Consider the following 12,573-nt stretch of genomic DNA (forward strand, 5'->3'; position numbering starts at 1 on the left):
ACGATACTTTAGTGGCGCGCCTGCACGATTCGTACGATTTCATCGACAAACCCTGCGATACCCGGAATGAATTGCCCTGTCAGATTCAGCAGCCAAATAGCGCCCGCAATCAGCACTGTACCACCCAGCACCGATCCAAGCCCGAAAAATATGCCGCGTATAAAATTAAATTTATAAACCTGCGCCCGGTTCGTATTAAAGTCGTTAAACAAATCCTCAAGCACACCCTTGCGCGCACCGACTTCGTTATCATGCGCGATTTTCTGCACGATCCGTTTCACGATATTCTGCTGTTTTGCCATAGCCCTAGTGTACGCGAAATAGATCGTTTTCACAATAAAATGCGCCGGAATTAACGCCGGCGCATACAGCCAAAACAGCAAGAGTTCTGCTGCTACTTTTTTCGCGTTTCGCGCGCGCTTTTGCTAAATTCTTCTTTTGCGCTCGCAGCTGCGCGGCCAGCACGCTCGCGGTAATCATCGACGGTTTTGCGTCCCTCTTCGACAGCGGTTTCGACATGTTTTTTCGTGTCTTTGTAGACTTTTTCGCCTTTTTTCTTGGCTTCGTCGACTGCCTTATCGGTATCTTTTTTCAGTTCGTCTGCTTTTGCCTTTAGGTCGGCGCGCGTCTCCTTGCCTGATTTCGGCGCAGTCAATACGCCAGCGATCACGCCAGCGACCGCTCCAAACAGTGCTCCGAGTGCAAATTTACCTTTTGACATAATTCCTCCTTTATTTTTTTGCTCGTTTAATAAACCGTGTGATAATTTTTAATAGCGCCATCGGCGACGTAACCGCCGCAACATTACCAGCGATGGTTTCAAATTTCACCGCTGTACGCTCCGCTACATCGGTGACGCGCTTAATCTGCCGGGTTAGCTTGATAAGTTTTATCGCCAACACAATCGCCAGTAACAAAAATACTGCTAAAAATACCGACAAAATAATGACCAGTACTTGCGCCCATATCATGCGCACGCTCCTTTTTATTTTATTAATGACAAACCAAAATGGTTACGCCTATAACTATAGCGCATTTTGCAAGAATATGCAAGAGTTTATTCGGATATTTCAGATAATTCCGCCACGCGCTGCAGCAAATGTTCGCGAAGCGCCGGACCAAGCTTGGGATGATCAAGCCCGAAATCAATCATTGTTTTCAAATATTCAAGCTTGTCGCCCGTATCGTAGAACTTACCGTCGGTGATTTCGCGCGCATACACGCCCCAGCCGTCGTTGATCATCGCTTGCACGATCGGCTGGATCATGAACTCGCCGTGCCCGTCAAAGCTAGCGTGCGCTTTTTCTAGATAATCAAATATTTCCGGCGTAAACAGAAATTCGCTTACGCTGCCGAGCTCGCTCGGCGCATTCGCTTTACCCGGCTTTTCGATAATACGATCGACTTTAACCTCGCCCGTCTGTTCTGCCGCACCGCTAACGAAACCGTACTTGTCGTACTCATCATCCTTCTCGGCACGTTTACACGCAAGCACGCTGCCGCCGTAGCGCTCGTACGTCTCAATCAGTTGTTTCGTAACACCTGGCCGGCTGACAAAAAAATCGTCCGCCCAAGTGTAGATAAACGGTTCGCTGCCCATCAAATGCGCCGCACACTGAATCGGCGTCGCGTTGCCATACGCGCCTTTTTGGCGCAGATAGACGAAATTCGCCAGATTTGCAATCGCCTCAACCTGGTCAAGCAGCGGTTTTTTCTTGTCGCCGCCAGCCCGCAAATTTGCAAGCAGGTCTTCGTTTGGCAAGTCAAAATGATCTTCAATTGCACGCTTGCTCGCACTCCCAACGATGATGATATCTTTAATGCCCGCGTCGACTAGCTCTTCAACGACATACTGAATGATCGGCTTATCAATAAGCGGCATCATTTCCTTCGGCATTGCCTTAGTCTGCGGCAAAAAGCGCGTACCGAATCCGGCGGCAGCAATAATAGCTTTGGTTGGTCGTTTCATCATTTATAACCTTTCTCGAATTAATTTCTGCGCCAAACTTGGGTTCGCTTGCCCTTTCGACCGCTTCATAACTTGACCGACAAGATAGCCGATAGCCTTATCTTTGCCCGCTTTAATGTCAGCAATCGAAGCGGCGCTCGCAGGATCATTCATAACGTCGTCAACAATAGCAGTGATAGCACTTTCATCCGACACCTGCAATAAATTCTTCTCTTTAGCGATGTCGCGCGGCATCTTGCCGGCGAACGATTCGTCGAACAAAAAGAGAAAAATCTCTTTGGCGTTATTTGAGCTAATTTCGTTTTTTTCTGCCAACAGCGCCAAGTGGACGAGACGGCGCGGCTCAACCAAGCCAGACCGAATACACGCAAGATCAATCATCTCACCAGGCGTTGACGCAAACCAGTTGAAGATCCGGCGCATCAGCGCCGCGTAGACTTGTTTATCCACGCCCAACTCGCTCAGCACACCGCCTTGATCCGAATCTGCCAGGCGATACGTCTGCTGCAATAAATCGGCAACTTCTTGATGACCTAATATCGTATCGACTACCGATTTATCAAGAGATAAGCCAGACCACGACTCGCGATATTCACCCGGCAGCATCGGCATGCCGGCTTGAATATCGGCAATTTCTTCATCAGTCAAAACGATCGGCGGAATGTCGGGATCGGGCATATAACGGTAATCTTGCGCGTCCTCTTTGCTACGCTGGCTCGTCGTTACTCCTCTGTCGTCGTTCCAACCGCGAGTTTCCTGCACAACCGGCTCGCCCGCTTCAACTAATGCAACCTGGCGCTCAAATTCATATTGCGCAGCGTGCTCAACACTCCGAAAACTATTCAGATTCTTCACCTCGGCGCGCTTGCCAAGCGTCGTTGAGCCTTTTGGCGCAATACTAATGTTTACGTCAAACCGCATATTGCCATGGTATAAATCACCATATGTCACGCCTGCGTATGTCATTAAACGGTACAACTCCGTCGCATAGGCGCGCGCTTCTGCTGCCGAATGCATATCCGGCTCAGACACAATTTCGATGAGCGGCGTGCCAGCGCGGTTCAAATCAACGAGCGAGTAGTCATCGTGATGCGTTAACTTACCCGCATCTTCTTCCATGTGCGCGTGCTCAATACGCACGCGTTTTACCGCGCCATCCTCAAGCGGCGCATCAACGTAGCCGGCGAGAATAATCGGCTGGTACATTTGGCTTGTCTGATAACCCTTCGGCAGGTCAGGATAAAAATAGTGCTTACGATCAAAGCGCGACACGTTCGCAATCGGCGCGTTAAGAGCTTTTCCGGCGCGAATCGCTAAATCAACCGCACGCCGGTTCAACACCGGCAGCATGCCCGGCAGCCCAAAATCAATCGGATGAACTTTAGTATTTGGCGCCGCATCGCGCGCATCGTTGTCTGCTGGACTAAATAATTTCGTATCGGTCGCAAGTTGGACATGGCACTCAATGCCGATTGTCATTTCATATTTCTGCAATATTTCTGCGGATGCTGCCATTAAATCGCTCCTAAATCTTTCAATGCTTGTTTATAGGCTGATAATGCGCGCAGGGCGAGATCGTGCGAAAGTTTTACCTCGGTGTCGTGCGCCAGGCGATTACGAATTTTGTGTGCGCCCCAAATATGATTCGGATGCGACCAAGCGTCTTGCGCCGATTTCATACGCTCGCCCATCGTCTCGCCTTTGTATCTGCTTTCGCGCAGAGCTTTATCAACGAGTTTATCGGCATTGAAAATTGCAACGTGCCAGCTCGCCGGATTACTTTTTGAAAAACTATTCTCGATCGCTAACCACTGCGTACGAAACCTCGTTACGTTAAGTTTTGGCGTGGCGCGCGCAAACGCCAAATACAAAATCCCAACGACCGCCAAAATCAAAATAGCAATCAAAATAAACCAAATCGCGAAGCTATTCATACCCGAGCCTCCATACTACCCGCAAGCGCGATCAGCGCCGCATCCGACTTAGTACGGCCGACCAACTGCGCGCCAATCGGCAATCCTTGCGTACTTGCACCCGCCGGCACGCTCAGCGCCGGCAAGCCCGCCAGGCTCGGCGGCACAGTCATGACGTCTGCTAAATACATTTTAACCGGATCGTTCGCATTCTCGCCAATACCGAATGCCGGCGTCGGCGCGGTCGGCATCAACAAGAAATCATACTGTTCAAACAATGCATTAAATTCATTGATAAGCACCGTGCGCGCTTTTTGCGCCTGCAAATAGTAGGCATCAAAGAACCCGCTGCTCAGCACATAGCTGCCGATCATAATACGGCGCTTATTTTCGGTAACAAAGCCCTCGCCGCGCGAACGCCCGTATAGTTCTGCCAGCGTTTTCACGCCTTCGGCGCGGCGACCGTAGCGCACGCCGTCGTAACGCGCTAAGTTCGACGAAATTTCCGCCGGCACAACGATATAATAAATTGCAAGCGCGTGCCTGATGCTCGGCACAGCAACCGTTTCAACCGTGTGCCCTGCCGCACGCAGCCTATCAGCGTAGTTATTCACTGCCGCGCGTACATCTGCATCAACATCGTCAGTCATTGTTTCGCGAATCATACCAATCTTCAGGTTTTTTGGCGCATCATGCTGCACTTCAAAATAATCCGGCAGCGTCGTCGTATCACGCGGATCACGCCCCGCCATCACGCTCGTAACCAGTGCAACGTCGTCGGCAGATTTAGCAAAACAGCCCATTGTGTCGGTGCTTGACGCCATCGCCACGACACCGTAGCGGCTACTCAGTCCATAGGTCGGCTTAAACCCAAGCACACCGTTGAAGCTAGCTGGCTGACGAATTGAACCACCCGTGTCGGTGCCAAGCGCAAACGGCACGACATCAAGTGCCGTCACGACCGCCGATCCGCCGCTTGAGCCGCCTGCAACCTTTGTTGCATCAACTGCATTGTGCGTCACGCCGAACGCCGAATTCTCGGTACTGCCGCCGTGCGCAAACGCATCCATATTTGATTTACCAATACAAATTGCGCCTGCCGCCTCAAGCTTTTCGACGACCGTCGCCTGCAGCGGCGCGTTAAAATATTCAAGCATTTTACTCGCCGCTGTCGTCGGCGCGCCAAACGCCAAGTAGTTGTCCTTTACCACAAATGGCACGCCCGCCAGCACACCCGCGTCTTCGCCATTCGCAATTTTCGTATCAATCTCGCCAGCACGCGCCAACGCCCGCTCTTCAGTCAAACTCAATAATGCATGGTATTCTTCAATACCGCGCGTTTTAGCAATAGACGCTTCGACTTGCTCGCGCGCTGTTGTTTTACGCGCCGCAATTTGCTGTACTAATTCCGCAATTTTCATATTCTATAACACCTTTGGTACTTTTACGCAATGACCGCTCTGTTCTGCCGCTAGATCAAGTAGTTGCTCCGGCGTTACGCTGCCAGCGTCAATTTCGTCGCCGCGCCACACGTTTTCAAGCCCCGTCACTTGGTATGTCGGTTCGACGCCGCTCGTATCGACTTCGTTCAGCTGATTGATATGGTTGATAATATTTTCGAGATCTGCGCGTAGATTTTCAACCTCGCTATCAGATAACTGTAAACTGCTTAACTGTGCCAGATGGTGCACATCATCGGTAGTAATTGTACTCATCAACCCTTAGTATAACGCAAAATTGCGCCAGATGGTAATCGTTTTTGCCTGAGATAACCGCTTATGGTATAATTTGAGAAAATGGCACATCAAATCAAAAAGAACCTGGGCGTCATCACGCACAGAGGCGGCGCGGAGTTTCGCGTGTGGGCGCCGTTCGCCAAACAAGTTTACATTGACGGCACATTTACGCCGAACGGCAAGCAGCCGCTTACCAGCGAGGACGACGGCTATTGGTTTGCGCTGATTCACGGCGCAGAACCAGGACACCAATACAAATATATCATCGAGACGCCAGACGGACGCTTGCTTGAAAGAAACGACCCGCGCGCTCGGGCTATTACGTCAAGCGACAAAGGATTCTCAGTAATTGTCGACAATGAATTCGACTGGCAGAGCGACAATTTTGTAATGCCGCCAAAGTGCGACCACGTTATTTACGAACTGCATGTTGGCACATTCAACCGTCCCGATGCCGCAACTTCCGGCACATTTGATTCGGCAATCGAAAAACTTGATTACTTGCGCGATCTCGGTATCAATATTATTGAGCTTATGCCGGTCACGAGCATGGCATTTAGTAATGGTTGGGGCTACGCACCAAATCATATTTTCAGTGTCGAAAGTATGCTCGGCGGACGGCATGGACTGATGAAATTCGTGCGCGCCTGCCATCAGCACGGTATCGGCGTTATTCTCGACGTTGTATACAACCATTTTTACGGCGATACTGATTTGTGGCGCTTTGATGGCTGGAGTGAGAATGATCGCGGCGGCATCTATTTTTATAATGACGAGCGCGGCGATACGCCGTGGGGCGGACGACCCGACTACGGGCGGCCGGAAGTACGCCAATTCATCCTTGACAACGTCGCGATGTGGTTCGCTGAATATCATATAGACGGTTTGCGCGTTGATAGTACGATTTACATGCGCAATACCGCCGGGCGCGACAACGACCCTGATCACGACATTAGCGACGCCTGGAGTTTGCTGCAAGATATTGTATCGTTAGCGCACAAGATTAAGCCCGACTCGCTCATTATCGCCGAAGATTCTGCGAGCAATGCGCAGATTGTCGCGCCGCGGCTTGATGGCGGCTGCGGGTTTGATAGCCAGTGGGAATTAGGCTTTCCGCACGCCCTGCGCGCCGCGCTCGGGCTATCAACCGACCAGCCAAATTTAGACGGCATCCAATATGAGTTCAACCATGCTTACGGCAGCGACGCCTTTGCGCGTACAATTTTCAGCGATTCGCACGATACTGCTGCTAACGGCTCAGTCCGGCTAAACGAAGCTGTCGCGCCCGCAGGCGGCGCCACGCTCTTCGCGCGCGAAAAAACACTGCTCGCAAACGCTGTTACGCTGACGTCTCCTGGTATTCCAATGCTCCTGCAAGGCAGCGAGTTCTTGCAAGACGGCTCATTCAACGATTGGGCCGCGCTTGAATGGCAAAAAACTGAAAAATACGCCGGTATTGTGACAGCGCACCGCCATTTGCTTGATTTGCGACACAACCGCTACGGACATACTGGCGGGCTGCAGGGGCAATCAACCGCACTCTTCCACGTTAACACCGACGGGCTTGTCATTGGCTATCACCGATGGAATAACGGCGGCATAGGCGACGATGTGATTGTTGTCGCTAATTTCAGCAGCACCGATTACAACCATTACGCTATGCAATTTCCGCTCGGCGGCAAATGGCATATTCGATTTAACAGCAGCTGGCGCGGGTACAGCAAGGATTTTCGCAGCGGGCATCAAAGTATCATTCACGCCGACAAGAATTCCACCGCACATTTTTCGCTGCCGGCGTATACGCTGTACATTTTGTCGCAGGAATAATCACAGAAGATTATGAAAAGGGCGCCCCAAGCATAGAGATTATTTCTACACTTGGGACGCCGGAAAGCGGTTGCTACCGTTTGTGAGTCGTCGGCTGGGGGATGGTCAAATTGTCAACCTGCCGACTCAGCTCAGCGTCAAGCAGCTCAAGCATCCGCTGAGCGCGGGAAAACTCTTCACGAGCACAAATCAGGTGTCGCTCGGCGGTCGCAAATGCATGAAGTGCCTCGTCGCGCAAAACCTGCAGTCGCGCCTTAGCATAACCGCTACCGATATGAGTAATCCAATGGTTAAGCATATCGAGTCGAGTCCGCAGGTCACTCATATGCGACTCAATGCTAGCGATGTAGCTCCCGCACATGTCAACTCTCTCTTGCGCGACCTCATAACGTCGCCCGACCTTCGCTGGCTCAGTAATGTCCATCATGATTTGTCCTTTCACTCGACGGACACAACAGTACCTAATACTATCACACATTACCACCGTAGTCAACAAAGAATAACCGCACCAACTGAGCTCTAGCGCATCACATATCACATATTCTGCTTAATCTCTGCGATCAAATCGCGCAGTTCAGCGGCACGTTCAAATTCCAGGTTTGCGCTCGCTAGCTTCATTTGCCCTGTTAGGTCTTTAACTAAACTTGCGTATTCATCTTTTGGAATCTTTTTGAGGTCAAGCTTCGGCTTTTCATCCTCTTTTTGTGGAATAATCGCGCGTAATCCCTCGTCGATCGCTTTCGTAATTCCCCGCGGCGTAATGCCATGCTCCTGATTATATGCCTGCTGAATACTACGGCGACGTTTAGTTTCGTCAATTGCCAAACGCATACTATCGGTAATCGTATCACCGTACATAATAACCGCGCCATCGACATGGCGGGCGGCACGCCCGATCGTCTGGATAAGAGAACGCTCGCTACGCAAAAAGCCTTCTTTATCGGCGTCCATAATCGCAACCAAACTTACTTCTGGCAAGTCAATTCCCTCGCGCAATAAATTGATGCCAACTAAAACATCATACACGCCCATACGCAGGTCTCGTAAAATATCGCCGCGCTCTAGCGTATCAATTTCACTGTGAATGTACGCCGTTTTCACACCCATATCCGTCAGATAACTTGACAAATCTTCTGCCATACGCTTCGTCAACGTCGTCACGAGTACGCGCTGCTTTTTATCAATGCGATCTTTGATTTCAGTGATCAAATCGTCAACTTGCCCGTCCGTCGGGCGCACACTAATCTCTGGGTCAAGCAGTCCCGTAGGGCGAATCACCTGCTGCGCCGGCGCAGGCGATCGCTCCAACTCATAGTCGCCCGGTGTCGCCGAAACGTAAATCACCTGGTTAATATGGCGATCAAATTCATCAAAGCGAAGCGGGCGGTTGTCAAGCGCACTCGGCAGCCGAAATCCGTGCTGCACCAACACCTCTTTGCGCGCACGGTCGCCATTATACATGCCGCGCACCTGCGGTACAGTCACGTGGCTTTCGTCAATCATCATCAAAAAATCGTCCGGAAAATAGTCAAGCAACGTCGCCGACTGCTCGCCTGGCTCACGATTCGTTAGATAGCGGCTATAGTTTTCAATACCTTTCACAAATCCAGTTTGTTCAAGCATTTCCAAATCATATTTCGTACGCTGCGCTAAGCGCTGCGCTTCCAGCAACTTATTATTCGCCTCAAACCACGCCACGCGCTCATCATATTCGCGGCGGATCCCCTCAATCGCCGCCTGGATTTTCTGCTTCGGCGTAGCATAGTGGCTGCTCGGAAATAATGTGAATTGGCTTGGCTCGTCAATGATTTCGCCTGTTAGCGGGTCAATATGCGTAATCCGATCAACGTCGTCGCCGAAAAACTCCACGCGATACGCCGTCTCGCCGCTCGCCGGAAAAACATCAACCACATCGCCGCGCACGCGAAAGGTACCGCGCGCAAAATCAATGTCGTTGCGGTGATATTGAATGTCCATTAGCTGGCGCAGAAATTTATCCTGCAAACGCCGCTCGCCCGTTTTCACTGTAATTGATAAATCGTAATAATCGCTCGGGCTACCCAAACCGTAAATACAGCTGACGCTCGCGACAATAATTACATCGCGGCGCGTCAACAACGCATCAGTCGCAGCATGGCGCAAGCGGTCAATTTCTTCATTGATCGCCGAATCTTTTTCTATGTATGTATCACTTGAGGCGATATATGCCTCTGGCTGATAATAATCAAAATAACTGACAAAATAGTGCACCTCGTTATCGGGAAAAAATTGCTTAAACTCGCTAAATAATTGCGCCGCAAGCGTCTTATTATGCGCAAGAATCAGCGTCGGCACATTACGTTCAGCAATGATGTTCGCCATCGTAAATGTCTTGCCGCTGCCCGTCACGCCGAGCAGGGTTTGCTCGCGCTCGCCTGACTGCAGACCGCCAACAAGCTGCCGAATAGCCTGCGGCTGATCGCCGGTCGGCCGATAATCGGAACGAAGAATGAATCGATTCATGCAGCTATTATAACAAGCTTGCGCAATGCAGATACAGCCACACTATCACGCTCAGATATTGCTAACACCAAAAACTAACTCCAGCCCTCTTGGTTTCATTCGTTCATGACTGTTGCATGAATAATTTACTGCTTAGCTTCAATAGTCTTCAAAAACGCATTGACTTTCAAATTCTCCGCCACTTCGACTTGCTGTTCGGCTGTTGTTGTTCCGCACGCTGCCTGCGGAGTCATATGAAGATAATCGTAGCCGTTAATACTGCCAACAATTCCCGGTTTTCGAGCAGCATCTACCGTACCTGCCGCATAACGAATAATCCTATGGAATTTGCACATATACGTTCCGTCTTTATTTCTTTTTACATAATCACCGCCTAAATCAGTCTGCCGCTGCGTTCGAAAATCATACGCGTCTAAGCCTGGTACTTTTTCAAACGTAAACGTATTGCCGACGCTCGGCTTAAACCGCACACCCCAATCATCAAGAACGACATAGCCGCCATTAGGGTCGGCCTTCGGCTGGGGTGTTTGAGTAGGCGCAGGAGTTTCTTTTGGCTTTGCTGTCTTGCTTTTATCTGATGTTTCAGTTCCCTTAGTCGTCTTAGTTGTTTCTGCCGTTGTATTATCTATCTTTTTTACAGTGAACATATCCCGCGCGAAGAATCCTAGCGCAGCAACCAGTACAACTGCTAGAACTATAGCCGCAATAACGAGTACTTTTTGCCGCTTAGTATTTTTCTTAACGGGTGATGTCTTAATCTTATTTCTTTTCATATCTTATATACCTTTCTGCTGTTATTGTATAACCATATGCACCACAGGGTAACCATCAAACCGTTGACTACCTTGTCTGTTATGCCATCATAATCTACCAACCTACCGCTATCGCAGGCGCGCCGTCAGTCCAGGCATGAGCATTGTCATTCTGCCGCCATACTTAGCTTCCGAAAAGTTGTTTGAACTCATCGTAATCGTATTCAGCCTGCCTTCACGATCATACCACGTCAATTGGTCGGTCTCTATCTTGCTGTTTCCGTTTTCTACCCGCGAGTCACACACGTAACGAAGACTCACCACGGGCGTACCGTCGGTAATTTCACTTGTGTTAACGGTAAGATCAGAAAAATCACTCGGCTCGTATTTTTTGCAGATAAGCTGCTCGTGGCGCAGTACATCAGTAAGACCGCTGCCACCGGACTGAGCCCGCTCGAACAACGAATTCATCTCGCTTTTCATCTGCGATTTAGACATACCAGCCGAGGTGCCCATCGTCTTTAATTTGCGTGTAGACGACGAAATAATTCATATCTTTATCGCCAAAAACGCGGCGATCGCTAATCGTTCCTTTACGAACAGTATAGTCCCAGCCCTCAAGCGACATTTCTTGCAAGCTGCTCGGATATCTAAATGAAATCGTATCGTTTGTGTAGGTTTTATGCTTTGCGGGATTTGTATAAGGTTCGGTTTTCCTGTCATAATAATCCTTTGTATCTTTGACTGCGCGGTTCATGCTCCCGCTCAGCGCAATAACTCCAACGATGATGACAACGATAGCGACAATAGCACCAGCAACCGCAATACTGACGATCTGCCAAGTTTTTATGCCGCGCGGACGAGGCGGCATCGCCGGCGGTTGGTATGGTGATAGCGCATATGCAGCCGGCTGATTCTGCGAAGGACTATTATTGTCGGCTATGTTTGGTTGGTTGGTTGTCCATAGTTTACCTCTGAATCATCTTATTTCGACACGCCTACTTGTAATAGACGCTGCGAGCTATTTCGAAAGCCTGTTTGTAGTCATCACCCTCGAAAGCCCGCCTTGCCTCTTCGCGTATTTTGTATGATTTATTCTGGAAACTAGCCGTGTAGCCACCGAGCTCTTTTGTGCCCAAAAAATAGGCTGCCGTGGTCTGAATTGCCAGAAGTTTTTGAGCTCATATTGACATTCTTTGCAACAACAATACCAGTTCCTCTGATATCACACCTGTTAGCCTGACTACTATTTATTAACTTGCTAGAGTTCGACAAACCAATGTCCGGAGTAAACTCTGTCTCATCATCATTCGGAATCACCATCGCAACAGCAAAGATTGAATCGTCGACATATGTAGCGTACTCGGCTGGTACAAACGCCCGATACCCCTTGAGGCTGGTCGCTTCTTTGCGTACAATATCGACCGAAAGTTTATTATCATTTTCCGTACACACCCCGCCTAAAGCAGTTAACCCGCTAGCAAACGCCAGTTTTAAGCCGCTTGGATGAGTAAAAGTGATTTTATCGGCATGATACGACTCGCTTGCTTGCACGCCAGTAGGGTGCAGTACTATATCTTCGGCCTCTACGTTCCAGTTGCTCGGATATTTCATGCAGAGTTTTTCATTCGTAGCACACACTTCCTTCGTCTGGGGGTGCCTCCGTTTGCTTTTCATTCGACTTAGCGACTGACGACGAACCGCTGCCTGAGGTCGTACTCTGAGGCGAACGGTCTTTCATCGTGGTATAGGTATAAACAATATATGCCAGCGCCAACAAGAGAAAAACCGACAAAATAACAATTGCCGCTTTATATTTGCGATGATTATGCATTGATGTGTCGTGCTGTGGTTTCATTTTTTGTCTCTCCTTT

At 49.7% G+C, this 12,573-nt stretch carries 16 protein-coding genes; 1 reads left to right on the top strand and 15 read right to left on the bottom strand.

The window, feature by feature from the left end:
* Nucleotides 1–8: 8 nt before the first annotated feature.
* The 8 genes from SEML1_RS02620 to gatC form a co-directional block, all read right to left on the bottom strand.
* Nucleotides 9–302, bottom strand: coding sequence for a DUF5665 domain-containing protein (locus tag SEML1_RS02620; RefSeq protein WP_376753693.1), 294 nt, complete (start codon nt 300–302; stop codon nt 9–11).
* A 92-nt stretch (nt 303–394) separates the two neighbouring features.
* Complete coding sequence (locus tag SEML1_RS02625) at nt 395–721, bottom strand: YtxH domain-containing protein (RefSeq protein ID WP_376753694.1); 327 nt, start codon at nt 719–721, stop codon at nt 395–397.
* Nucleotides 722–731: 10 nt separating this feature from the next.
* Entirely contained in the window at nt 732–971 is a 240-nt protein-coding gene (locus SEML1_RS02630) for a hypothetical protein (RefSeq protein WP_376753695.1), read from the bottom strand.
* Nucleotides 972–1,057: 86 nt separating this feature from the next.
* Nucleotides 1,058–1,972 (bottom strand): UTP--glucose-1-phosphate uridylyltransferase, encoded by a 915-nt coding sequence (locus SEML1_RS02635; protein ID WP_376753696.1) that lies wholly within the window; start codon nt 1,970–1,972, stop codon nt 1,058–1,060.
* The gene (gene gatB, locus SEML1_RS02640) at nt 1,973–3,484 is read right to left on the bottom strand and encodes an Asp-tRNA(Asn)/Glu-tRNA(Gln) amidotransferase subunit GatB (RefSeq protein ID WP_376753697.1); all 1,512 of its coding nucleotides are present in this window, start codon (nt 3,482–3,484) and stop codon (nt 1,973–1,975) included.
* The gene (locus SEML1_RS02645; RefSeq protein WP_376753698.1) at nt 3,484–3,903 is read right to left on the bottom strand and encodes a hypothetical protein; all 420 of its coding nucleotides are present in this window, start codon (nt 3,901–3,903) and stop codon (nt 3,484–3,486) included. Before SEML1_RS02645 ends, gatB begins: the two co-directional genes overlap by 1 nt.
* Nucleotides 3,900–5,303, bottom strand: a complete 1,404-nt coding sequence (gene gatA, locus SEML1_RS02650; protein WP_376753699.1) for an Asp-tRNA(Asn)/Glu-tRNA(Gln) amidotransferase subunit GatA — start codon at nt 5,301–5,303, stop codon at nt 3,900–3,902. The genes SEML1_RS02645 and gatA overlap by 4 nt, the downstream gene beginning before the upstream one ends.
* Nucleotides 5,304–5,306: 3 nt before the next feature.
* On the bottom strand, nt 5,307–5,597 hold the full coding sequence (gene gatC, locus SEML1_RS02655; RefSeq protein ID WP_146425654.1) for an Asp-tRNA(Asn)/Glu-tRNA(Gln) amidotransferase subunit GatC: 291 nt from the start codon (nt 5,595–5,597) through the stop codon (nt 5,307–5,309).
* A gap of 81 nt (nt 5,598–5,678) precedes the next feature.
* Between gatC and SEML1_RS02660 the strand changes: the two genes are divergently transcribed.
* Nucleotides 5,679–7,445, top strand: coding sequence for an alpha-amylase family glycosyl hydrolase (locus SEML1_RS02660; RefSeq protein WP_376753700.1), 1,767 nt, complete (start codon nt 5,679–5,681; stop codon nt 7,443–7,445).
* Between the two features lie 73 nt (nt 7,446–7,518).
* On the opposite strand, the gene SEML1_RS02665 is transcribed toward SEML1_RS02660, so the two are convergent.
* From SEML1_RS02665 to SEML1_RS02695, 7 genes are all read right to left on the bottom strand, one after another.
* Nucleotides 7,519–7,872 (bottom strand): hypothetical protein, encoded by a 354-nt coding sequence (locus SEML1_RS02665; protein WP_376753701.1) that lies wholly within the window; start codon nt 7,870–7,872, stop codon nt 7,519–7,521.
* 107 nt (nt 7,873–7,979) lie between these two features.
* The gene (uvrB, locus tag SEML1_RS02670) at nt 7,980–9,947 is read right to left on the bottom strand and encodes an excinuclease ABC subunit UvrB (RefSeq protein WP_376753702.1); all 1,968 of its coding nucleotides are present in this window, start codon (nt 9,945–9,947) and stop codon (nt 7,980–7,982) included.
* 125 nt (nt 9,948–10,072) lie between these two features.
* Nucleotides 10,073–10,720, bottom strand: a complete 648-nt coding sequence (locus SEML1_RS02675; RefSeq protein WP_376753703.1) for a hypothetical protein — start codon at nt 10,718–10,720, stop codon at nt 10,073–10,075.
* A 108-nt stretch (nt 10,721–10,828) separates the two neighbouring features.
* A complete protein-coding gene (locus SEML1_RS02680; RefSeq protein WP_376753704.1) occupies nt 10,829–11,197 on the bottom strand; it encodes a hypothetical protein in 369 nt (122 codons plus the stop codon).
* Nucleotides 11,190–11,570 (bottom strand): hypothetical protein, encoded by a 381-nt coding sequence (locus tag SEML1_RS02685; protein ID WP_376753705.1) that lies wholly within the window; start codon nt 11,568–11,570, stop codon nt 11,190–11,192. The genes SEML1_RS02680 and SEML1_RS02685 overlap by 8 nt, the downstream gene beginning before the upstream one ends.
* Before the next feature lie 233 nt (nt 11,571–11,803).
* A complete protein-coding gene (locus SEML1_RS02690) occupies nt 11,804–12,313 on the bottom strand; it encodes a hypothetical protein (protein WP_376753706.1) in 510 nt (169 codons plus the stop codon).
* 10 nt (nt 12,314–12,323) lie between these two features.
* The gene (locus tag SEML1_RS02695; protein WP_376753707.1) at nt 12,324–12,557 is read right to left on the bottom strand and encodes a hypothetical protein; all 234 of its coding nucleotides are present in this window, start codon (nt 12,555–12,557) and stop codon (nt 12,324–12,326) included.
* Nucleotides 12,558–12,573: the final 16 nt, after the last annotated feature.

It is taken from the genome of Candidatus Saccharimonadaceae bacterium ML1 (genome assembly GCA_030253535.1).
Lineage (GTDB): Bacteria > Patescibacteriota > Saccharimonadia > Saccharimonadales > Saccharimonadaceae > Saccharimonas > Saccharimonas epibionticum.

Coding starts and splice junctions, on each gene's coding strand:
- SEML1_RS02620 (WP_376753693.1), bottom strand. CDS start 302: ATGGCAAAACAGCAGAATATCGTGAAACGGATCGTGCAGAAAATCGCG.
- SEML1_RS02625 (WP_376753694.1), bottom strand. CDS start 721: ATGTCAAAAGGTAAATTTGCACTCGGAGCACTGTTTGGAGCGGTCGCT.
- SEML1_RS02630 (WP_376753695.1), bottom strand. CDS start 971: ATGATATGGGCGCAAGTACTGGTCATTATTTTGTCGGTATTTTTAGCA.
- SEML1_RS02635 (WP_376753696.1), bottom strand. CDS start 1,972: ATGATGAAACGACCAACCAAAGCTATTATTGCTGCCGCCGGATTCGGT.
- gatB (WP_376753697.1), bottom strand. CDS start 3,484: ATGGCAGCATCCGCAGAAATATTGCAGAAATATGAAATGACAATCGGC.
- SEML1_RS02645 (WP_376753698.1), bottom strand. CDS start 3,903: ATGAATAGCTTCGCGATTTGGTTTATTTTGATTGCTATTTTGATTTTG.
- gatA (WP_376753699.1), bottom strand. CDS start 5,303: ATGAAAATTGCGGAATTAGTACAGCAAATTGCGGCGCGTAAAACAACA.
- gatC (WP_146425654.1), bottom strand. CDS start 5,597: ATGAGTACAATTACTACCGATGATGTGCACCATCTGGCACAGTTAAGC.
- SEML1_RS02660 (WP_376753700.1), top strand. CDS start 5,679: ATGGCACATCAAATCAAAAAGAACCTGGGCGTCATCACGCACAGAGGC.
- SEML1_RS02665 (WP_376753701.1), bottom strand. CDS start 7,872: ATGATGGACATTACTGAGCCAGCGAAGGTCGGGCGACGTTATGAGGTC.
- uvrB (WP_376753702.1), bottom strand. CDS start 9,947: ATGAATCGATTCATTCTTCGTTCCGATTATCGGCCGACCGGCGATCAG.
- SEML1_RS02675 (WP_376753703.1), bottom strand. CDS start 10,720: ATGAAAAGAAATAAGATTAAGACATCACCCGTTAAGAAAAATACTAAG.
- SEML1_RS02680 (WP_376753704.1), bottom strand. CDS start 11,197: ATGTCTAAATCGCAGATGAAAAGCGAGATGAATTCGTTGTTCGAGCGG.
- SEML1_RS02685 (WP_376753705.1), bottom strand. CDS start 11,570: ATGCCGCCTCGTCCGCGCGGCATAAAAACTTGGCAGATCGTCAGTATT.
- SEML1_RS02690 (WP_376753706.1), bottom strand. CDS start 12,313: ATGAAATATCCGAGCAACTGGAACGTAGAGGCCGAAGATATAGTACTG.
- SEML1_RS02695 (WP_376753707.1), bottom strand. CDS start 12,557: ATGAAACCACAGCACGACACATCAATGCATAATCATCGCAAATATAAA.